Below are 20745 nucleotides of genomic sequence, written 5' to 3'. Positions count from 1 at the left end.
AGTGCATGTCCCCGTCGGCGGAAAGTCGAATTGTCTAACGCCCCGCCGGCGCGATCCAGGCCCGCTCCTCGGCGAGGTCCAGCGTGACCACCCACTGCCGCAGCGCCGGGACGCCGATGTTGCCGTCCAGGATCATGTCCTCGACCAGCACCTTGCCGCTGATCTTCGGACCGCCGACCAGGGTCATCTCCACGGACTGGCCCTTCTGGATCGCCGGATCCAGGCCCAGCAGGTCGGCGACGTGCTTGCCGATCACCAGGGCGCCGGTGCTGCCGCAGTCCAGTTCCAGCCAGATCCGACCCTTCGCGGTGGGAGCGGCGACGAACGGCGTCAGGGCCAGGCCCATCGCCTCGCGGCTGAAGCGGACCGGCACCTCGACGCCTTGGCGGGCGCGGACCTTCAAGCTGTCGGGCGTCTCGACGATCAGCCGGCGGCCGGACAGGTCCAGGGTGACGGCGCGGCCGGCGAAGGCGTCCAGCGCCACCGAACCGTCCAGCGGCGGGGCGTCCTTGGGCAGCAGGGTCGAGAAGTCGATGACGCCGGCGGTCGGGGCCTTCAGCGGCAAGCCCGCCGCCGTCAGGCCGACGTCGTCGCAGCGCGGCGCGTCGACCCGGTCGCCCCGCATCCGGAAGCCGGTGACCCGGCCCCAGGGCTTGCAGCCGATGGATTCGGCGAAGGGCTGCGAGATCACGGTGATGCCGCCGGCCGTGTCGAGCAGGAAGCGGCGCGGCTTGCCCTCGACGTCCGCCTGGAACGACCAGAGCACGCCCAGATAGGGCTCCAGTGGAATGGCGACCGGCTTGGCGGGCGGGGCGGGGCGCGCGGGCGCGGCGAAGGCGGGGTTCGTCGCGAGCATCAGGCCGATCGCGGCCGCTCCGCCCGAGACAAGGCCGCCCAAGGACCGCAAGATCGCGCGCATGTTCCTACCCCCTGATGCGGGCGCCGTGGCGCGCGCCCTGGACCCTTGGTCGCCGTTCCGGGCTTGGCGGTAAAGTGAACTCGCGGTCATTCGCGACGAGCCGAGCGCCGGCCGCGACGAACGGCGGATCCCCCAAGTAGAAGGGGCGCGCGGGATTTGGGGGGAGCGCGCCCCTTCCGGCTTGGCGGCGTCGGGGGGGATGACGTCGCCAGCACTCCCCCGCTGGGGACGGGGGATCTGTTTGGCCTCAGCGGACGGGGGGAGCCCCGCCGCCGAGCGCCTTGTAGAGCGTGGCCAGGTTGGTCTCCCGCGCGAGGCGGGCGACGATCAGGGTCTGTTGCGAGCTGTAGAGCGTGCGCTGGGCGTCCAGCACGGCCAGCGAGCTGTCGATCCCCGCGCCGTAGCGGGCCTGCGACAGTCGGACGGTGTCGTTGGCGGCGGCGACCAGGCGCTCCTGCGAGCCGACGCGCTCGGCGATGGTCGACTGCACGGCCAGGCCGTCGGAGACCTCGCGGAAGGCGGTCTGCACCGTCTTCTCGTAGTTGGCCACGGCGATGTCGCGGCCGGCCTTGGCGCTGTCCAGATTGGCCACGTTGGCCCCGCCGGCGAAGATCGGCAGGCTGATGCGCGGCGCGAAGCTCCAGGCCCCGTTGCCGCTGTCGAACAGGCTGTCCAAGCTGTTGCTGGCCACCCCGGTCGAGCCGGTCAGGCTGATGGTCGGGAAGAAGGCCGCGCGGGCCGCGCCGATGTTGGCGTTGGCCCCGGCCAGCTGGTGCTCGGCGGCCAGCACGTCGGGACGGCGCGTCAGCACGTCGGACGGCAGGCCGGCCGGCAGGTCGCGCAGGATCTGGGCGGTGACCAGGCCGCCGGCCGGCAGCAGGTCGTTCGGCACGTCGGCCCCGACCGCCAGGCGCAGGGCGTTCTTGTCCTGCTCGACCAGGGCGATGGCGGTCGCCCTGTCGCTGCGCGCGGCCTCGACCAGGGTCTGGGCTTGGCTGAGCTCGAGCTGCGAGATGGCGCCGGCCTCGAAGCGCCGGCGCACCAGCTCCATGGTCTCCTGGCGGGTGCGCAGGGTCTCTTCGGACAGGGCCAGCAGGTCCTGGTCGGCTGCCAGGTTCAGCCAGGCGTTGGCCGTCTGGGCGACCAGGCTGATCTGCACCGAGCGGCTGATCTCGCGGGTGGCCAGGTAGTTCTGCAGGGCCGCGTCATTGAGGCTGCGGATCCGGCCGAACAGGTCGAGCTCCCAGGAGGTGACCCCGACGCCGGCGGTATAGACCTCGACGGTGCGATCGCCGCCCGCGATGACCTGGGCCGACGAGCTTTCGCCCCGCGTCCCGGTCGCCGTGGCGTCGATCTTCGGCGCGAGCGCCGACCGCTGGATGCGGTACTGGGCGCGGGACTGCTCGATGTTGAGCACCGCCACGCGCAGGTCGCGGTTGTTGGCCAGCGCCAGGTCGATCACGCCCTGCAGGCGCGGATCGATGAACACGTCGCGCCAGCCCAGGTCGGCGGCGGTGGTCGTCGAACCGGTGTTGGCGCCCGCGATCGGCCAGGCGTTGGCCACCGGCAGCTCCGGGCGCACGGTCTTGGGCGCCAGGGTGCAGGCGCTGAGGGCCGAGGCCGCCAGCAGGGTCAGGGTCAGGTTACGCACAAGCATCTCAGTGGCTCTCGGCCGGAGTCGTGGTGGGTTCGTCGTGACGGCGCGGCTTGGGCTTGAACACCCGCTCGACGATCACGAAGAACAGCGGGACGAAGAAGATCGCCAGCAGGGTCGCCGAGATCATGCCGCCGATCACGCCGGTGCCGATGGCGTGCTGGCTGCCCGAACCGGCCCCGTTGGAGATCGCCAAGGGCAGCACGCCGAAGACGAAGGCCAGCGAGGTCATGATGATCGGACGCAGGCGGATGCGGACCGCCTCCACCGTCGCCTCGACCAGCTCCATGCCCTGTTCGTGCAAGTCCTTGGCGAACTCGACGATCAGGATGGCGTTCTTGGACGCCAGCCCCATGGTCGTCAGCAGGCCCACCTGGAAGTAGATGTCGTTGCTGAGGCCGCGGAAGGTGGTGGCCAGCAGGGCGCCGACGATGCCCAGCGGGATGACCATGATCACCGACAGCGGGATCGACCAACTCTCGTAGAGGGCCGCCAGCAGCAGGAACACCACCAGGATCGAGATGCCGTACAGGGCCGGAGCCTGGTTGCCGGACTCGCGTTCCTGGGCCGACAGACCGGTCCATTCGAAGCCGATGCCCGGCGGCAGCTGGGCGGCGATCTTCTCCATGGCGGCCATGGCCTGACCCGAGCTCTTGCCCGGGGCGGGCGAGCCCTGGATGTTCAGCGACGACAGGCCGTTGTAGCGCTCCAGACGCGGCGAACCGTAGATCCAGTGCGTGGTCGCGAACGAGCTGAACGGCGCCATCGTGCCGGTGCTGGTGCGCACGTACCAGCTGTTGAGGTCTTCGGGACGCATGCGGTAGGGCGCGTCGGCCTGGACGTAGACCTTCTTGACCCGGCCGCGGTCGATGAAGTCGTTGACGTACGAACCACCCCACGCGGCGCTGAGCGCGGCGTTGATGTCGGCCGTGGTCAGGCCCATCGCCCCGGCCTTGGCCTGGTCGATGTCGATCTTCAGCTGCGGGGTGTCGTCCTGGCCGTTGGGACGCACGCCGGCCAGGGTGGGATCCTGGGCGGCCATGCCCAGCACCTGGTTGCGGGCGGCGACCAGGGCGTCGTGACCGACGCCGCCGACGTCCTGCAGCTGGAAGTCGAAGCCCGACGAGGTGCCCAGTTCCGGCACGGCCGGCGGCACGATCGCGAAGACCATGGCGTCGCGGATCTGCATGAACTTGCCCATGGCCCGGCCGGCGACGGCCTGGGCCTTGCGCTCGGGAGCCTTGCGCTCGTCGAAGTCCTTCAGGCGGATGAAGGCTAGGCCGGCGTTCTGGCCGGCGCCGGCGAAGCTGAAGCCGGCGACGGTGAAGACCGCCTGCACGGACTCCTTCTCGTCGACCAGGAAGTGGTTCCGCACGGTGTCGAGCACGGCCTGGGTGCGTTCTTCAGGCGCGCCGGGCGGCAGCTGGACGATGGTGAACATCGTGCCCTGGTCTTCCTCGGGCAGGAAGGCGCTGGGCAGGCGGATGAACAGGAAGCCCATCACCAGGATGATCACGCCATAGGCCAGCATCCAGCGGCCGCTCTTGCCGAGCAGGCCGCGTACCGAGCCCTGATAGCGCCCGCTGACGTCGTTGAAATTGCGGTTGAACCAGTTGAAGAAGCGGTTGAACAGGTTGACCACCGCGCCCAACGGGCCCTGGTGATCGGTGTTGAGAGGCTCGCCGTGGCCCCGGCTGACGGGCCTGAGAAGGGTGGCGCACAGGGCCGGCGTCAGGATCAGGGCGACCAGCACCGACAGGCCCATGGCCGAGACGATGGTGATCGAGAACTGACGGTAGATCACGCCCTGCGAGCCGCCGAAGAAGGCCATGGGCACGAACACGGCGGCCAGGACCAGCGCGATGCCGATCAGGGCGCCGGTGATCTCGTTCATCGATTTTCGCGTGGCCTCGACGGGAGACAATCCCTCCTCGCTCATCACCCGCTCGACGTTCTCGACCACGACGATGGCGTCGTCGACCAGCAGGCCGATGGCCAGCACCAGGCCGAACATGGTCAGGGTGTTGATCGAGTAGCCGAAGGCCGCCAGCACCCCGAAGGTGCCCAGCAGGACGACCGGCACGGCGATTGTCGGGATCAGGGTCGCGCGCCAGTTCTGCAGGAACAGGAACATGACGATGAAGACCAGCACGATGGCCTCGACCAGCGTCTTGACCACTTCCTCGATCGACAGCTTCACGAACGGCGTGGAGTCGTACGGGATCACGTATCGGAAGCTGGCCGGGAAGTTCTTCTCCAGCACGGCCATCCGCGCCTTGATGGCGTCGGCGGTGTTCAGCGCGTTGGCGCCGGGGGCCAGGCGGATGGCCAGGCCGGCGGCGGGCTTGCCGTTGTACTTGGCGCCGAAGCCGTAGCTTTCCGCGCCCAGCTCCACGCGGGCGACGTCGCGCAGGTGCACGATGGCGCCGCCGGGGCTGTTCTTGACGATGATGTTCTGGAACTCGGCCGGGGTGGAGAGGCGCGACTGGGCCGTGATCGTGGCGTTCAGGCCGATGCCGGGCACGTTGGGCACGCCGCCCAGCTGGCCGGCGGAGACCTGGGCGTTCTGGGCCCGGATGGCGGCGATCACGTCGGCGGGGGTCAGGCTGTAGCTGGCCAGCTTGGTCGGATCCAGCCACACGCGCATGGCGTATTGCGCGCCGAACAGCTGGACCTCGCCCACGCCGTCGACGCGGCTGAGGGGGTCCTGGAGGTTGCTGGCGATGTAGTCGGCCAGGTCGGTGTTGGTGTGTTTCGGATCCTCCGAATACATGCCGACGATCAGCAGGAAGTTACGGGCCGACTTGGCGACCGTCAGGCCCTGCTGCTGGACTTCCTGCGGCAGCAGCGCGGTGGCCGTCTGCAGCTTGTTCTGGACCTGCACCTGGGCGATGTCGATGTCGGTGCCGGCCTTGAAGGTCAGGGTGGTGGTCGCCGAACCCGAGCTGTCGCTGGTCGAAGACATGTAATCCAGGCCGTCCAGGCCCTTCATCTTCTGTTCGATGACCTGGGTGACGCTGTCCTCGACGGTCTTGGCCGAGGCGCCGGGATAGATGGCGTTGACCGAGACCTGGGGCAGGGCGATGTCGGGATACTGGGCGATCGGCAGGCTGCGGATGGCCAGGGCCCCCGCCAGCATGATGACGATCGCGACGACCCAGGCGAAGATCGGCCGATCGATGAAGAAACGGGAAAGCATGAGGGGCCGGCCTTACTGAGCAGCGGGGGCGGTGATGACGGCCGGCTTAACCGGAGCGCCGGGGCGGACCTTCTGCAGGCCCTCGACGATGACCTGGTCGCCGGCCTTCAGGCCCGAGCTGACCAGCCACTTGTCGCCCACCGTCTGGGTGGTGACGATCTGGCGGGGTTCGGCCGCGCCCTTGGCGCCGACCACCATCACGGTGGCGTTGCCCTTGGGGTCGCGGCTGACGGCCGCCTGCGGGATCAGCATGCCGCTGTTGGCGACGCCCTTGCCCAGCTGGGCGCGGACATACATGCCGGGCAGCAGCACGCCGTTCGGATTGTCGAAGGTGGCGCGCAGGCCCACCGAACCGGTGGTCGGGTCGACGGTGACGTCCGAGAACTCCAGGCGGCCGGAGACCGGATAGGTCGAGCCGTCCTCCAGGGTCAGGGTCACCTGGGCCGAGCCCGAGCGGCCCAGCTGGCCGCTGTTCAGCGCCGCCTGCAGCTTCAGCATGTCGGACGAGGACTGGGTGAGGTCGACATAGATCTTGGACAGGTCCTGGACCGTGGCCAGGGCCGTGGCCTGGCTGGCGGTGACCAGGGCGCCCGGGGTGACCGAGCTCTTGCCGATGCGGCCCGAGATCGGCGAGACCACCTTGGTCCAGCCCAGGTTGATGCGGGCGGCGTCCACGGCGGCCTTCTGGGCGGCGACGTTGGCGACGGCCTGCAGCGCGGCGGCCTGGGCGTCGTCGTTGTCCTGCTTGGAGACCGCGTTGATCTCGACCAGACCCTTGTAGCGGTCGGCCTTCAGCTTGGCGGCCGTGGCGGTCGCCTGGGCCTGGGCGAGGCCCGCGGCGGCGCTGTTATAGGCGGCCTGATAGGTGGCCGGGTCGATCTGATAGAGCGGCTGGCCGGCGCGGACATAGCCGCCTTCCTGGAACAGGCGGGCCTTGATGATGCCGCCGACCTGCGGGCGCACTTCCGAGACCAGGTAGGCCGAGGTGCGGCCGGTCAGTTCGGAGGTCAGGGTGACCGGCTCGGTCTTGGCGACGATGACGCCGACCGGGGTCGGGCCGCCGGGGCCCATGCCGCCGGCTCCGCCCTTGCCTTGGCCGCAGGCCGCCAGGGTTAGAGCGATGGCCGCCAGGGAGGCCGCCGACAGAGCGGCGCGAGAACGGTCGAAAGACATGCAGAAACCCCAGGAGCGACAGGGCGTCGCAGGCCTTCAGCCTTGACGACGCCCTGTTGGTGACCAACATGAGAATGAACGTTCATTCTCAACGGGGCTGGACATAGGTCCGAGGTTGTCGCAAGTCAACCTCGGGGGTTCCGTCCAGCTTGACGTGACGGAAATTTAATTGGGAAGCGAAGCTTTCGATGACTGACGACGCCAACACGACGCTGAGGCCTACGCCGGAAGCGCGGCGGCAGCAGATTCTGGACGCCGCGTGCGATTGCGTGCGTCAGGCGGGGTTCCACGGCGCCAGCATGGCCGAGATCGCCAAGGCCGCCGGCCTGAGCGTGGGCCAGATCTACCGCTATTTCGAGAACAAGGAGGCGATCATCGCCGCCATCGTCGCCCAGGACCTGGCCGAGATGCGCGAGAAGTTCGCCGAGATGGAAAGCCGGCCGGGCGACCTGCTGGACGCCATGAGCGAACACATGCCCGAGGCCGTCGACAAGTGCTTCGACCTGCGCCGCGCGGCCCTCACGCTGGAGGTCCTGGCCGAGGCCAGCCGCAATCCCAAGGTCGCCGCGATCCTGCAGGCCGCCGACCAGCAGGAGCGGGTCTACGCCCAAGCCATGCTCGACCGCAGCCGCAGGCCCGAATGGAGCGACGCCGAGTTCGAGGCGCGTTGCGAGGCCGTGGGGCTGCTGTTCGACGGCATGATCATCCGGGCGGTCAATCACCCCGACACCGATCGCGAGCCGCTGGCCCGCGTGCTGATGGCCACGATCCGGCAACTGCTGAGCTGAAGCCGCGTAACTGCTCAAGAACCGTCTCCAGGGGGCGGGATCGGGCCGACGTAGCGGGTGGACAGCAACACCGACCCTTCCGTAACGTCAAGTCGCGACGAGAAAAAGGCCGGCCCGATGTCGGATCCGTGCACGGTGCTGCGTCCTTCGTGGGACCGTGCGCCTCGGATTTGACCGGAAGGGTGCGGCCGCCAACTTAGTAGGGAAGACGCCATGACCTTTTCGACCGTTCCGCACGCCCTCCCCAAGGCTTCCTGGCCCAAGGTCTCCTGGCTGATGGCCGGCGCCGCCGCCCTGGCCCTGGGGGCTTGCTCGCCGCCGACCGCCAAGAAGGCCGAGGCTCCCGCCGCCGCGCCGTCCGCCTCAGCGCCGGCCGACAAGTTCGTGATGCCGCAGGTGCCGGCCGGCGACTACACGCTGGACAAGAGCCACGCGAGCCTGTCGTTCAAGGTCAACCACCTGGGCTTCTCGCACTACACAGCGCGGTTCAGCGAGTTCGACGCCAAGCTGAAGTTCGATCCGGCCAATCCCTCGACCTCGACCGTCGAGGCGACCATCGATCCCAAGTCGCTGACCCTGCCCAACCCGCCCGCCGGCTTCAAGGACGAGCTGACCGGCAAGGACTGGCTCGACGCGGGCCAGTATCCCGCCATCACCTTCCGCTCGACCAAGGTCGAGGTCACCGGCGCCAACACGGCCAGGATCACCGGCGACTTCACCCTGCACGGCGTGACCAAGCCGGTGGTGCTGGATGCGACCTTCAACGGCGGCTACGCCGGCCACCCGATGGACCCGCACGCCCGCATCGGCTTTTCAGCCCACGGCGTGTTCAAGCGCTCGGAGTTCGGCATCGGCGGCGGCGTCCCCGCGCCGGGTTCGACCATGGGCGTTAGCGACGAGGTGGACGTCAGCATCGAGTCCGAGTTCAGCGGCCCGGCGTTGCCGAAGACTCCGGCGGCGCCTGCGGCTCCGGCGGCGGCTCCCGCCACCTAATTCTTCCGCTCATCCCGGCGAAGGCCGGGACCCAGATGGAATGGCTTTGAGGCTGACGCCAAGGGCTCTGAGTTCCTCCAGTCAGCCACACCGCTAGGGGATCCGGGTCCCGGCCTTCGCCGGGATGAGCGGGATTTCATATCTACGGAACCAGGTTCCGCGCCAGCGCCGGAACCGCCTTCACCAGCTCTTCCGCGACGATCTCCGAACACGCCGCCGCGCCCTCGGGGCCCAGGTGGGTGTAGTCGAACTTCGACGGGTTCGCGAGCGCCGCCCCCGGCGGGTCCATCGGCACGGGCGCGGCGCTGGGGATCGGCGGTTCGAAGAACTTCACGCCCACGGTCGTGCCGCCGGCCAGCGCCTTGGCCAGCTCGGGCGAGGGCGGACCCTCGGCCCAGGCGGCGGCCTTCAGCGGTCCCAGGGCCTGGGCGGCCGCGGCGCTGCGGGCGTTCAGGTCGACCAGCGGCGTCCCGGTCTCGGCGGCGACCGCGCGGACCGCATCGGCCCACGGGATCAGGTCGTCGATCAGCTTGCCGTCCTTGAACTGCCGGCGCGACAGCGGCGTGACCAGCACCGGATGGGCGCCGGCCGCGCGGGCCTCCTCGACATAGCGTTTCAGATTGGCCGGGAACTGCGTCTTCAGGTCGGTCAGCCGTTCGGCCCGGCCGTAGGCGTCGTTGTGGCCGAACTGGATCAGCACGTAGGTGTCGGCGAACGGGCCGCCCTTCGCCTCGCCCAGGGCCAGGGCCCAGGAGCCTTCGCTGCGGTAGGTCTTGGTGCTGCGCCCGCCGCGACCCAGGTTCACGCAGGCGATGTTCGAGGTCACCCGCGTGCCGCAGAACACCCCGCCCCAGCCGCTGTTCACGGCCGTGGTGGAGTCGCCGACCAGCACGATCTTGGTCGCCTTGAACGGCGGCGGATCGGCGGGCGCCTGGGCGAGGGCCGGCGTGGGGGCGGTGAGCAGGGCGATGGCAAGAAGGAGGGGTTTGAGCTTCATCTTCAATCTCCAACTCCACAAATGTCTGTCATCCCGGACAAGGCCCGAAGGGCCGCCGATCCGGGACCGCCGGAAGCGCCGAGTTCACGCGTCGGTCCCGGATCTTCGCGCTGCGCGCCAGCCCGCGGAGCGGGCCGCTTACGCGGCCCGAAGGCCGGGATGACAACGGTGGTGTCACGCCAGCGCCCGGTACTTGAAGTTCCTGAACCGCGCCGAGCCCTTGCCCGCCGCGTAGAGGCCCGGCTTCAGCATCAGGAAGCCGCCGCGCACATTGTGGTGGTAGCCCGAGACCTCCATGCCGCGGTCGAAGCGCTTCCAGGTCTTGCCGCCGTCTCCGCTGGTGTGGAAGGCCACGATGTGGCGGTCGTTGCGCAGCCGCATCAGCATCTTCGACCCGTGTGGGTTCGAGGGGCGCCCGCGCTCGATGCCGTACTGGTGGGTGACGAAGTTCTTCTGGTCGAAGCCCAGGCCGCAATAGAGCTGGCGGTCGTAGAACAGGATCAGGCCGGCGCGGGTGTCGGCGTCGATCTCGATCTCGCACTCGATCTCGTAGGCCTGGTCGCCGTTGACGAAGATCAGCGGCGCGCCCGTGCTGGGCGCCTCGCCGGCGCCCTTCAGGGTCATCACCCCGCCGGCCCGAGACAGTCGGTCGTGCTCGCCCGGCTTGGGATCGAAGAAGTTCCACTGCACGCCGTACTTGTCGGTCGAGAAGTCGTCCGACAGCGCCATGCCATGAGGAACCGTCTTGCCGCCCTTAGGCTTGGCCAGGGGCTTCGAGAGATCGCCGCCGCCGACCTCGAACCAGCCGTCCTTGGTCCAGGTCACCGGGGCCAGCAGGGTCTGGCGGCCCAGGGTGTAGAAGCCGTTTTCGTAGCCGTGATAGACGGTCCACCAGTCGCCGGCCGGACCCTCGACCAGGGTGGCGTGGCCGCGCGACCACCACTTCTCGCTGTTGTTGGTCGTACGCACGACAGGGTTCTTGGGATCGTCCTCCCACGGACCGCCCAACGACTTGGCGCGGGCGACGATGACCATGTGGCCGGTCGGCGGGCCGGCCGTGCCGCCCACGGCGGTGACCAGGTAATAGTACTCGCCGCGCTTCATCACCTTGGGGCCTTCGGGCGAGAAGCCCTCGACGTCCCAGTCGTCCGGATAGCGCCAGGGATTGTAGACATGCTCGGGCTGGCCGACCGTCGACAGGCCGTCGGGCGCCAGCTGGATGCGGTCGCCGCCCGACAGGAACAGCCAGCGCACGCCCTTCTCGTCGACCACGTGGCCGGGGTCGATGTAGCGCGGCAGCTTCAGGTCGACCGGCTCGCTCCACGGGCCCTCGATCTTGTCGGCCCAGATCACGTAGCTGGTGTTGTTGTCGGGGAACTTGGCCGGCAGGTAGATGTAGTAGCGACCCTTGTGTTTGCAGAGCTCGGGCGCCCAGATCGAGCCGACGTTCTTCTTCAGGGCGGGGCCCACCGGCGTCCAGTTCACCAGGTCCTTGGAATGCCAGATCAGCAGGCCAGGATAGGCGTCGAACGACGAGTGGGTCATGTAGTAGTCGTCGCCGTCCTTGAGGATCGACGGGTCGGGATGGTCGCCGGCCAGGATGGGGTTGAGGAAGGTCCCGTCGCCCAGGTCGGCTTTGCGCTGGCCTTCGATCCCCTTGACCCAGGTCGGCCCCGCGCCGGCTTCCGGCTTGCCGGGCAGCGTGCCCATCTGGGCGGCCTGCGACGCGGCGGGAACGGCGGCGACCGCCGCTCCGGTGAGCAGGGAGCCAAGGGCGCCGCGACGGCTGACATCGACCATGAAAAACTCCTCCCGACTGTAGCGTTCGCACGCTTGTTGCCGGCCACTTAGCGGCAAGGCTACGGCCTTGTCCACCGGTGTCATTGGCGGTTTTCGCTCGTTTTGACCGGGCACAAACTGTCGCCGAAAGCGACGTCCGGCAAAGGAAAAACCGCACAAGAAAACGCCCGGGAGGCGGAACCTCCCGGGCGCTTCCAATCGTCGCCTCGATGCGAGGAGGGCCTAGCCCTGCATCGCCTCCAGCTCCTTGCCGCGCGTCTCGTTCACCAGCTTCTGGACCAGGAAGAAGGAGACGAGGGCGCTGACGGCGTAGAAGCCGTAGGTCATCGGCAGGCTGATCGCGGCCAGGGCCGGGAAGCTGACCGAGATCGCGAAGTTGGCGATCCACTGGGCGAAGCCGGCGACGGCCAGGGCCGAGCCGCGCATCTGGTTGGGGAACATCTCGCCCAGCATGACCCACATGACCGGGCCCCAGCTGAGGTTGAAGAACACCACATAGGCGTTGGCCGCGACCAGGGCGGTCAGGCCGACGTTGTCGGCCAGGTGCAGCGCGCCGTTCACGGTGGTCGCGGTCGAGAAGCACCAGGTCAGGACGCCCAGGGTCACGGCCATGCCGGCCGAGCCGACCAGCAGCAGCGGCTTGCGGCCGATCTTGTCGATCACGGCGATGGTGGCCAGGCAGGCCAGGATCGAGAGGCTGCCCGACAGGATGTTGATCTTCAGGCTGTCGTCTTCGGTGAAGCCGACCGACTGCCACAGCACCGAGCCGTAGTAGAAGACGATGTTGATGCCGACCAGCTGCTGGAAGACGGCCAGGACCAGACCGGCCCAGACGATCATGCGGATCTTGCGGGTGGTGGGGTCCAGCAGGTCCGACAGCTTGGGCTTGTGATGGTCGGAGGCCAGCGAGGCGCGGATCTCGGCGACCTTGCCGGCGCCTTGGCCCCGGCCGAACAGGCGCGAGAGGATCTTCTCGGCCTCGGCGTCCTTGCCCTTGGCGACCAGGAAGCGCGGGCTTTCCGGAATGGCCAGCAGGCTGAAGAAGAAGATCGCGGCCGGGATGGTCTGCATCCAGAACATCCAGCGCCAGGCGGGCAGGCCCAGCCAGAACGGGGCGGTCGAGCTGCCGGCGGTGTGGGCCAGGATGTAGTTGGCCACGAACGCGCCGGTCAGGCCGGTGATGATCATGATCTGCTGCACGGACGACAGGCGGCCGCGGATGTTGGCGGGCGTGACTTCCGAGATGTAGACCGGGCACAGCACGCTGGCCGCGCCCACGCCCAGGCCGCCGATCAGGCGGAAGGCGATGAACACCAGCGAGGTGTGCGAGGCGCCGGTGCCGATGGCGCTGACCAGGAACAGCAGGGCGGCGATGATCATCACCGTGCGGCGGCCCCACACGTCGGCCAGGCGGCCCGCCGCGAAAGCGCCGAACGCGCAGCCGATCAGGATCGCGCCGACGTTCAGGCCGGTGCCCAGCTTGCTGAGGTTGAAGGCCTTCTCCAGGCCTTCCTGCGTGCCGTTGATGACGCCGCTGTCATAGCCGAACATGAAGCCGCCGATGGTGGCGACGGCCACGATGGCGGCGATGAAGGCCATGTTCACTTTGGCGCCGTCGGCGCTCATCCCCGGACTCGGTCCGGCGTTAGCTACAGATGCCACTGTATCTTCCCCATGAGGCCCGAAGGCCGCGTTTGATCCCTAACGAGCCCTGAAGCGGGGCCTTGGTTGGCGTGACCTTAGTGTTACCGGTATCAGCGCGCAAGCGGCGTGAAGCGGCAACCAGATCGCCTTCCTTTTCGGTCCAACTCGTGCTAGCTAAGATTAGCTAATGCGAGCCCCGACCATGCGTACAGTCAACATGCACGACGCGAAGTCGCAACTTTCCAAATTGGTGGAAGCTGTCGAGAGCGGCGAAACCGACCAGGTGGTGATCGCGCGCAATGGTCGCCCGGCCGCTCGGCTGATGCCCATGACGACGGCGACCAGGACCCCGGTGAGGATCGGTATCGCCAAGGGCCTGTTCGTCGCTCCGGCCGATACATCCGCGCAGGACGCCGAGGTGGCGGCGCTGTTCCTGGATTCCCGTGATTGAGGCTGCTGCTCGACACACATATCGCCTTGTGGACACTGACCGACGATCCACGCCTGTCGATAGAGGCGCGCGAACTGATCCTGGATCCGGCCAATGAGGTCTGCGTCAGCGCGGTGACGCTATGGGAGATCGCCATCAAGCATGGGCTTGAGCGCCAGGGCCCGGGCGCGATGCCGATCGGCGCCCATGACGCCCAGGTGCTGTTCAGCGCGGCCGGCTATTCGCTGATCCCGATCACGCCCGAACAGGCCGTCATCGTCGAAACCCTGCCGCGGATCCACGCCGATCCGTTCGACCGCCTGCTGGTCGCCCAGGGACTGACGGAGGCGCTGGTCCTGCTGACCCATGACGCCACGGTGGCGTCCTACAATACGCGCATCATCAGGGTTTGACGCCGCCGGCGTCAGGACGCCTGACGCCGCTCCTTGCCGCCGGCGAGCCCCGGCGCCCGCGCCTGCAAGAAAACATTGCCGAAAAGACATTTGCTTCGGCTCGCGAGTTGGCCTCTTTCGCGCCTCTAAGTCGTGGGCAAGCTTCACCTTGCCGCTCAAGTATCCATCGGGGGATGACCTTGCGCCTGAAAGTCCTGTTGCTTGCCGCCACGGCGATCCTTTCGCCGAGCCTGGTCCTGGCCCAGACGGCTCCGGCTCCGGCTCCGGCGAGCAAACCCGCGTCCGCGCAAGGCAAGGCCTCCGACACCCCGACCGCCGTCGAGGGCGTGACGGTGACCAGCGACTCCACCGCCATGCGCACCTCGATCGACCGCCGCAGCTACAGCGTCGCCAACGACCTGTCGGCCAAGACCGGCTCGATCAGCGACGCCCTGCGCAACATCCCCTCGGTCGAGGTCGACGTGCAGGGCAATGTCAGCCTGCGCGGCGATCCGAACGTCACGATCATGATCGACGGCAAGCCGTCCAGCATGTTCAACGGCGAGGGCAAGGCCGACGCCCTGCAGCAGATGCCGGCCGACCAGATCGACCGCGTCGAGGTGATGACCAACCCTTCGGCCGCCTACCGCCCCGACGGCACGGCCGGGATCATCAACCTGATCACCAAGAAGACCCACAAGCCCGGCGCGACGGGCTCGTTCAAGCTGAACGTCAGTCCCAACAACCGCTACAACACCGGGATCACCGGCAATCTGGTCAAGGGCAAGCTGACCCTGTCGGGCGAGGCCGGCTATCGCTACGACCGCCAGAAGTTCTGGTCGACCGACGAGCGGGAGACCATGCCCCTGGTCGTGGCGCCGACCCACACCCTGCAGGACGGGGCGTTCGTGAACGACGGCAGCTCGGTGAACCTGCGCGGCGGCCTCGACTACAACCTGACCCCGAAGGACCGGCTCAGCGCCGAGGTCCGCTACCGCGGCATGGACTACGACGCCGACGGCGTGGAGAGCTTCACCGACCTCAACGCATCGCCGACCGTGCCGGTCTATACGCGCGCCTCGGGCGCCCGCATGCAACGCGACAACAGCGCGGTCAGCGGCGACTGGCGCCACCAGTTCAAGGGCTCCGAGCACGAGCTGGACGCCCACCTGGAATACGAGGTCACCGACTTCCAGCGCGACGGCAAGGCCTTCATCGACAACGCGGCGGTCGCCGACGTCTACGAGTCGTTCGGCTTCGGTTCGGACCAGGACCGCGTGAACTTCAAGCTCGACTACACCCGCCCGATGCCCGACGAGGCCAAGCTGAAGACAGGGCTGGATTTCGAGGTCGTCGACAACGACTACGACAACCACGGCTCGACCGGCCCGACGGCCGCCGACCAGACCGTGGATCCGCGCCGCACCAACCGTTTCCTCTACAGCCAGGACGTCTATGCCGGCTACGTCACCTACGAGCGCCCGTTCGGCGACTTCACGGTGCTGGGCGGCCTGCGCGCCGAGCAGGTCGAGATCCGCACCAACCAGGTGACGACCGGCCAGAAGGACGACAACGCCTACTTCCACGTCTATCCGTCGCTGCACATGGGCTACACCCTGAGCCAGACCCAGACGGTGACGGCCAACTACAGCAAGCGGGTCCAGCGTCCGCAGGCCCAGGACCTGAACCCCTATCCGATCTACCAGGACCCCAAGAACTTCTTCGCCGGCAATCCCGACCTGAAGCCGCAGATCACCGACTCCTACGAGCTGGGCTATCAGTACCGGAAGGGGCCCGCCTCGTACCTGGCCACGCTGTACTATCGCGAGAGCCGCGACGGGGTGACCAACGTGGTGCGCAACCTCGGCGACGGCGTCTTCGTGACCACCCGCGAGAACCTGGCCAAGAGCCGCAACGGCGGGCTGGAGCTGGTGGCCAACGGCAAGCTGACCCCCAAGCTCAGCTACAATGTCAGCGGCAACGCCTATTGGAACGAGATCCAGTCCACGACCCTGGGCGTGGCGGGCACGCGCTCGGGCACCACCCTGACCGGCCGCGGCAGCCTCAGCTGGCAGGCCACGCCCAAGGACTTCTTCCAGCTGAACGGCTTCACCTCGGGCAAGCGCCTGACGCCCCAGGGCTATCGCGAGCCGATCTCGATGTTGAATCTGGGCTATCGCCGCAAGGTCAACGACAAGCTGAACTTCGTGGTCACGGCCAACGACGTGCTGGACTCGTTCAAGGACAACGCGATCCTCGACACGCCGACCCTGCAGCAGCGCGTCGAGCGCCGGGTCGACGTGCGGGCGGTGTTCTTCGGCTTCACCTACGCCCTGGGCGGCGGCAAGGCGCGGCCGGAACAGTTCGACTTCGGCACGGGCGCGGTCGGCGGATAGTTCAGCGGCGGCCCGCCAGGCAGCTGGCGCGCGCCTGGTCGAAGGCGGCCTGGCTGGCCGCCACGGCCTGGGCGTTGACCTCGTTCTGGGAGCGTGCCGCGCGCCGGTTCTTGCCGCGTCGGACGACCCCGCCCGCGACCGCTCCGGCCACGGCCGCGTCGCCCGCGTCGCCGCCCGAGATCGCGCCGATGCCCGCCCCGACCGCCGCGCCCTTGACCCTGGCCCCGCTGCCCGTCACCGGGGCGGCCGAAGCCTGGGCGGGCTGGGGCGGGTTCATCGGGTCGAAGCCGGTTTGCTGGGTGGCCTGCCGCGAGCACTCGGCCTCGTCCTGCTGCGACTGGCCGAGCGCCGAGCCGGCCATCCCAAGCTCGCCGACCAGCAGCGCGATCGCCAAGGCCGCTCGGATCCTGGTCGCCATGGAACGTCTCCCGTCATGAGGCTCGCACCCGCCGTCGCGGCGAGCCGAGCCTGAAGACAGAAGCTTTGCGCGTCGCCCGGGTCAGCGGCCATCGGGCCATCGCCGCAGGGCCGCCTGGGCAAATCCCCTAGCCGGCCAGCCGCTTCTCGTAGCGCCAGACCTCCAGCGGGAAGAGGCCCTCGGAGGTTTCGGTCGGCACGTTCTCGATCCGCGCCATCGTCCAGCCGGACTTCTCGTAGAACCGTGCGGCGCGGTCGTTGCCGATCGCGCAGGCCAGCCAGGCGGTCTCGACGCCGGCCCGGGCCAGCCGCGCCTCGGCGTCGGCCATCAGCACCGCCGCCGCCCCGGTCCCGCGCGCCTCGGCGGCCAGGTAGAACTGATAGAGCTCGTCGTCCTTCAGCAGGTGGAAACCCAACGGCGCGCCGACGGGGCCGAGGGTGCGCACCTTGGGCAGGGCGGCGGCCATCCGATCCTCGAAGCTCTCCAGCGTGCGCAGACGCTTCAGGGCCTCGGGCAGCAGCCCCTCGTGGCCGTCCCGCCAGCCGGACCACCACAGGCGGGCCAGGGGCTTGAGGTCTTCCGGTTTGGCGTCTCGCACCGCCGTCATCGCGTGGCTCCGTCCAGCGCCTCGACCAATTTCTGCGGGGCCAGGACGCGATAGCTGACCTTCAGCAGTTCCGCCAACTGGTCCCAGTCGGTCGCCTCGTCCAGCACCAGGCCCACGATGTTGGGAAACCAGACCGGGCGGAAGAACGGCCGGGCCTCGAAGTCGACCGGGTCGAACTGGCGATCCAGCGTGCGGAAGGTGACGACGCAGATCGGACCCTCGGTCCCCGCCGCCCTAGCGTAGGCCTGCGGCCGGCCGTCGGCGATCATCAGCACGTGGGCGAAGGTCTTGTCGCGAACCCGCCAGCGCGTCCCGACCCAGGCGGCTTCCTCGCGGGTTTCCGGCAGGGCGCGGCAGAGGGTCCGGAGGCGAACGATGATCTCGGACGGGACCTGGGGGCGGGCGGGCGTCATGCCGGGAAGGTTGGCGGATCGGGGAGGGGCGTCAACCGTGGGGTCTCACCCACTTGCCCCCACCTGACGGCTTCGCCGTCTGTCCGCCCCCCATAGGGGGCGGAGGACGAAGAAAGCGCAGGGCGCCTCTTCCCCCTGTGGGGGAAGACGACCGCGAAGCGGTCCGTAGGGGGCAAGTGTTAGCCGCTCAGGCCTCTAGTGGTTATGCCTGGGCAGCTTGCTCGCCAGGTCCTGGTACTTCACGGCGAACTCCAGGACCCCGCCGGTCTCCAGCTGGCCCGTGTGCGCGCGGTAGATTTCCTGCCAGGGGGTCATGGTCGCCGGAACGGCCGGGATGCCCTCCTTGCGGCGCTCGGCGATCACGGCCTCGTCCACCAGGGCGTCGCAGCGGCCGGTGTTCAGGTCGATGCGGATGGTGTCGCCGGTGCGCAGCCACGACAGGCCGCCGCCGATCGCGCTTTCGGGCGAGGCGTTGAGGATCGAGGGACTGTCGGCGGTGCCCGACTGGCGGCCGTCGCCCAGGGTGGGCAGGCTCATGATGCCGCGCTTCAGCAGGGCGTCCGGCGGCTGCATGTTGACCACCTCGGCAGAGCCCGGCCAGCCGATCGGACCCGCGCCGCGGATCACCAGGATGCAGTGCTCGTCGATGGCCAGGGCCGGGTCGTTGATCCGGGCGTGGTAGTCGTCCGAGCCGTCGAACACGATGGCCCGGGCCTCGAAGATGTCTTCCTGGCCGGGCTTGGACAGGTAGCGGGCCCGGAAGTCGGCGCCGATGACGCTGGACTTCATGATCGCGAAGTCGAACAGGTTGCCCTTCAGCACCAGGAACCCGGCCTTCTGCGCCAGCGGCTCGGCGTAGGGGAAGATCACCTCGCGGTCCTTGGTCTCGCGGCCTTCCAGGTTCTGCGCCATCGTCTTGCCGGTGACGGTCAGGACATCGCCGTGCAGGCGGCCCTGCTGCAGCAGCTCCCACAGCACCGCCGGCGCGCCGCCGGCCCGGTGGAAGCGCTCGCCCAGATACTTGCCGGCCGGCTGCATGTTGACGATCAGCGGGATGTCGTAGGCCGCCCGCCAGTCGTCGGCGGTGATTTCGAGCCCCGCATGCCGCGCCATGGCGGCGATATGAGGCTGGGCGTTGGTCGAGCCGCCGGCCGCCGCGACCAGGGCGATGGCGTTCTCGAACGCCTGCTTGGTCAGGATGTCCTTGGGCTTGATGTCCTCGTAGGCCAGGTCGACGATCCGCTGGCCCGTGCGATAGGCCATCTGGCCGCGCTCGCGGTAGGGGGCGGGGATGGCCGCGCAGCCGGTCAGCGACAGGCCCAGGGCCTCGGCGACGGCGTTCATGGTCGAGGCCGTGCCCATGGTGTTGCAGTGGCCGGCCGAGGGGGCGCTGTCGGCGGCGCGCTGGATGAACTCGTCCTCGTTGATCTCGCCGGCCGCCAGCTTGCGGCGCGAGCGCCAGATCACCGTGCCCGAGCCGACCAGCTCGCCGTCGTGCCAGCCGTCCAGCATCGGGCCGCCCGACAGCACGATGGCCGGGATGTTGACCGTGGTGGCGGCCATGATGCCGGCCGGGGTGGTCTTGTCGCAGCCGGTGGTCAGGACCACGGCGTCGATCGGATAGCCGTGCAGCGTCTCGACCAGGCCCAGATACGACAGGTTCCGGTCCAGGGCCGCCGTCGGGCGACGGCAGTTCTCGAAGATCGGGTGGACCGGGAACTCCATCGGGATGCCGCCGGCGTCGCGGATGCCGTCGCGGATCCGGGTCACCAGGTCCAGGTGGATGCGGTTGCACGGCGAGATGTCGCTGCCGGTCTGGGCGATGCCGATGATCGGCTTGCCGCTGCGCAGCTCCTCCGGGGTGATCCCGTAGTTCATGAACCGCTCCAGATAGAGGGCGGTCATGTCGATGTGGTCCGGATTGTCGAACCAGTCGCGCGAGCGGAAGCGGCGGGGAGTTCTATCAGGGGCGGTCAAGGCGCACCTCGTATTGGGGCTGGCCGGCGACGGCGACGGGCAGGGCGAACAGGCCGCCGCACAGGGGATAGGCGGCGAGTTGCTCGCCGCTCAGGCCCTTGCGGGCGGTGGTGAAATAGACGGTCTTCAGGTCGGGACCGCCGAAGCAGGGCTTGGTGACGTTGATGGCGTCGAGCGTGACGCGGTCGACGATCTCGCCGGCGGGCGACAGGCGCAGCGCGCCGTGGCCGCCCCACAGGGCCGTCCAGACGAAGCCCTCGGCGTCGACCACCGAGCCGTCGGGCCAGGCGTCGTCGATCTCGAGCTTGAAGAACGGGCGCTTGTTCGACAGGCCGCCGTCGGCGTCCAGGTCATAAGCCCAGATCACCTTCTCCAGGGTGTCGGTGTGGTAGAAGGTCTTGCCGTCGGGCGACACGCAGGGGCCGTTGGTGATGCAGATCCCGCTGTCTTGCAGCACCGGCCGGCCCGCCTCGTCCAGGCGGTAGAGCGCGCCGGTCGGGGTCTCCTCGCCGTCGTGCATGGTGCCGAACCACAGCCGGCCCGCGCCGTCGACGGTGGCGTCGTTGGGACGGTTGTTCAGCTCCGGCGGCTCGATCTCGCCCAGGAAGGCGAAGCCGCTGTCGGGGTGGAAGTGGTGCAGGCCGCTCTTCAGCCCCGCCACGAAGCCGCCGCCGGCCCGGGGCGCCAGGAAGGTCACCTGGTCGGGAGCGTCGAAGCTGGCCGTCTCGCCGCTGGCCGGATGGAAGCGGTGGACCTTGTGGCCCTTGATGTCGACGAACCACACGGCCTGTTCCTCGGCCGACCAGATCGGCCCCTCGCCGAGGGTGGCCTTCAGGTCCCAGACGCAGGTGGGGTTAGGCATGCGCGACATCCTCTCAGTTCATAGCGGTATACCCCCTCGGCCGCCTCGCGACAGCACCTCCAAAGGTCGAGGATCGGCGAGGC

The 20745-nt window shown here is 68.8% G+C and carries 16 protein-coding genes and 1 pseudogene; 5 read left to right on the top strand and 12 right to left on the bottom strand.

The window, feature by feature from the left end; translation table 11 throughout:
- Positions 1 to 34 precede the first annotated feature (34 nt).
- The 4 genes from AC1DYP_RS17795 to AC1DYP_RS17780 form a co-directional block, all read right to left on the bottom strand.
- Complete coding sequence (locus AC1DYP_RS17795; RefSeq protein WP_477047442.1) at positions 35 to 919, bottom strand: pepsin/retropepsin-like aspartic protease family protein; 885 nt, start codon at positions 917 to 919, stop codon at positions 35 to 37.
- A 247-nt stretch (positions 920 to 1166) separates the two neighbouring features.
- Positions 1167 to 2576, bottom strand: coding sequence for an efflux transporter outer membrane subunit (locus AC1DYP_RS17790; protein ID WP_477047441.1), 1410 nt, complete (start codon positions 2574 to 2576; stop codon positions 1167 to 1169).
- 1 nt (position 2577) lies between these two features.
- Entirely contained in the window at positions 2578 to 5772 is a 3195-nt protein-coding gene (locus AC1DYP_RS17785) for an efflux RND transporter permease subunit (RefSeq protein ID WP_477047440.1), read from the bottom strand.
- Between the two features lie 12 nt (positions 5773 to 5784).
- The gene (locus AC1DYP_RS17780) at positions 5785 to 6945 is read right to left on the bottom strand and encodes an efflux RND transporter periplasmic adaptor subunit (protein ID WP_477047439.1); all 1161 of its coding nucleotides are present in this window, start codon (positions 6943 to 6945) and stop codon (positions 5785 to 5787) included.
- Positions 6946 to 7133: 188 nt separating this feature from the next.
- Here AC1DYP_RS17780 and AC1DYP_RS17775 point away from each other — a divergent pair, with 188 nt between their 5' ends.
- Both AC1DYP_RS17775 and AC1DYP_RS17770 read left to right on the top strand, forming a co-directional pair.
- Complete coding sequence (locus tag AC1DYP_RS17775; protein WP_477032223.1) at positions 7134 to 7733, top strand: TetR/AcrR family transcriptional regulator; 600 nt, start codon at positions 7134 to 7136, stop codon at positions 7731 to 7733.
- A 213-nt stretch (positions 7734 to 7946) separates the two neighbouring features.
- On the top strand, positions 7947 to 8726 hold the full coding sequence (locus AC1DYP_RS17770) for a YceI family protein (protein WP_477047438.1): 780 nt from the start codon (positions 7947 to 7949) through the stop codon (positions 8724 to 8726).
- A gap of 142 nt (positions 8727 to 8868) precedes the next feature.
- Here the strand turns inward: AC1DYP_RS17770 and AC1DYP_RS17765 are convergent, their stop codons facing one another.
- The 3 genes from AC1DYP_RS17765 to AC1DYP_RS17755 all read right to left on the bottom strand — a co-directional run bounded on the left by AC1DYP_RS17765 (position 8869) and on the right by AC1DYP_RS17755 (position 13185).
- Positions 8869 to 9723, bottom strand: coding sequence for a rhamnogalacturonan acetylesterase (locus AC1DYP_RS17765; protein ID WP_477047437.1), 855 nt, complete (start codon positions 9721 to 9723; stop codon positions 8869 to 8871).
- A gap of 174 nt (positions 9724 to 9897) precedes the next feature.
- Complete coding sequence (locus AC1DYP_RS17760) at positions 9898 to 11523, bottom strand: family 43 glycosylhydrolase (protein WP_477047436.1); 1626 nt, start codon at positions 11521 to 11523, stop codon at positions 9898 to 9900.
- Between the two features lie 222 nt (positions 11524 to 11745).
- Positions 11746 to 13185 (bottom strand): sugar porter family MFS transporter, encoded by a 1440-nt coding sequence (locus AC1DYP_RS17755; protein WP_477047435.1) that lies wholly within the window; start codon positions 13183 to 13185, stop codon positions 11746 to 11748.
- A gap of 184 nt (positions 13186 to 13369) precedes the next feature.
- On the opposite strand from AC1DYP_RS17755, the gene AC1DYP_RS17750 reads away from it, so the two are divergent.
- From AC1DYP_RS17750 to AC1DYP_RS17740, 3 genes are all read left to right on the top strand, one after another.
- On the top strand, positions 13370 to 13618 hold the full coding sequence (locus AC1DYP_RS17750; RefSeq protein ID WP_477047434.1) for a type II toxin-antitoxin system Phd/YefM family antitoxin: 249 nt from the start codon (positions 13370 to 13372) through the stop codon (positions 13616 to 13618).
- Positions 13615 to 14010 (top strand): type II toxin-antitoxin system VapC family toxin, encoded by a 396-nt coding sequence (locus AC1DYP_RS17745; RefSeq protein ID WP_477047433.1) that lies wholly within the window; start codon positions 13615 to 13617, stop codon positions 14008 to 14010. Before AC1DYP_RS17750 ends, AC1DYP_RS17745 begins: the two co-directional genes overlap by 4 nt.
- Positions 14011 to 14189: 179 nt before the next feature.
- The gene (locus tag AC1DYP_RS17740) at positions 14190 to 16385 is read left to right on the top strand and encodes a TonB-dependent receptor domain-containing protein (protein WP_477047432.1); all 2196 of its coding nucleotides are present in this window, start codon (positions 14190 to 14192) and stop codon (positions 16383 to 16385) included.
- A gap of 1 nt (position 16386) precedes the next feature.
- Here AC1DYP_RS17740 and AC1DYP_RS17735 read toward each other — a convergent pair whose 3' ends face one another.
- The 5 genes and pseudogenes from AC1DYP_RS17735 to AC1DYP_RS17715 all read right to left on the bottom strand — a co-directional run bounded on the left by AC1DYP_RS17735 (position 16387) and on the right by AC1DYP_RS17715 (position 20662).
- Positions 16387 to 16803: a hypothetical protein gene (locus AC1DYP_RS17735; protein WP_477047431.1), complete on the bottom strand. Its 417-nt coding sequence runs from the start codon at positions 16801 to 16803 to the stop codon at positions 16387 to 16389.
- 127 nt (positions 16804 to 16930) lie between these two features.
- Positions 16931 to 17377, bottom strand: a pseudogene (locus AC1DYP_RS17730) (GNAT family N-acetyltransferase); the annotation flags it as partial.
- Positions 17378 to 17406: 29 nt separating this feature from the next.
- The gene (locus AC1DYP_RS17725; RefSeq protein ID WP_477047430.1) at positions 17407 to 17823 is read right to left on the bottom strand and encodes an MmcQ/YjbR family DNA-binding protein; all 417 of its coding nucleotides are present in this window, start codon (positions 17821 to 17823) and stop codon (positions 17407 to 17409) included.
- A 195-nt stretch (positions 17824 to 18018) separates the two neighbouring features.
- Complete coding sequence (gene xylD, locus AC1DYP_RS17720) at positions 18019 to 19800, bottom strand: xylonate dehydratase XylD (RefSeq protein ID WP_477032215.1); 1782 nt, start codon at positions 19798 to 19800, stop codon at positions 18019 to 18021.
- Positions 19787 to 20662: an SMP-30/gluconolactonase/LRE family protein gene (locus tag AC1DYP_RS17715; protein ID WP_477047429.1), complete on the bottom strand. Its 876-nt coding sequence runs from the start codon at positions 20660 to 20662 to the stop codon at positions 19787 to 19789. Before AC1DYP_RS17715 ends, xylD begins: the two co-directional genes overlap by 14 nt.
- Positions 20663 to 20745: the final 83 nt, after the last annotated feature.

The sequence above is a fragment of the Caulobacter sp. P1_D6 genome (assembly GCF_056406095.1).
Note: the sequence above shows the minus strand (reverse complement) of the source record. Positions and strands in the feature narration are given on the sequence as shown.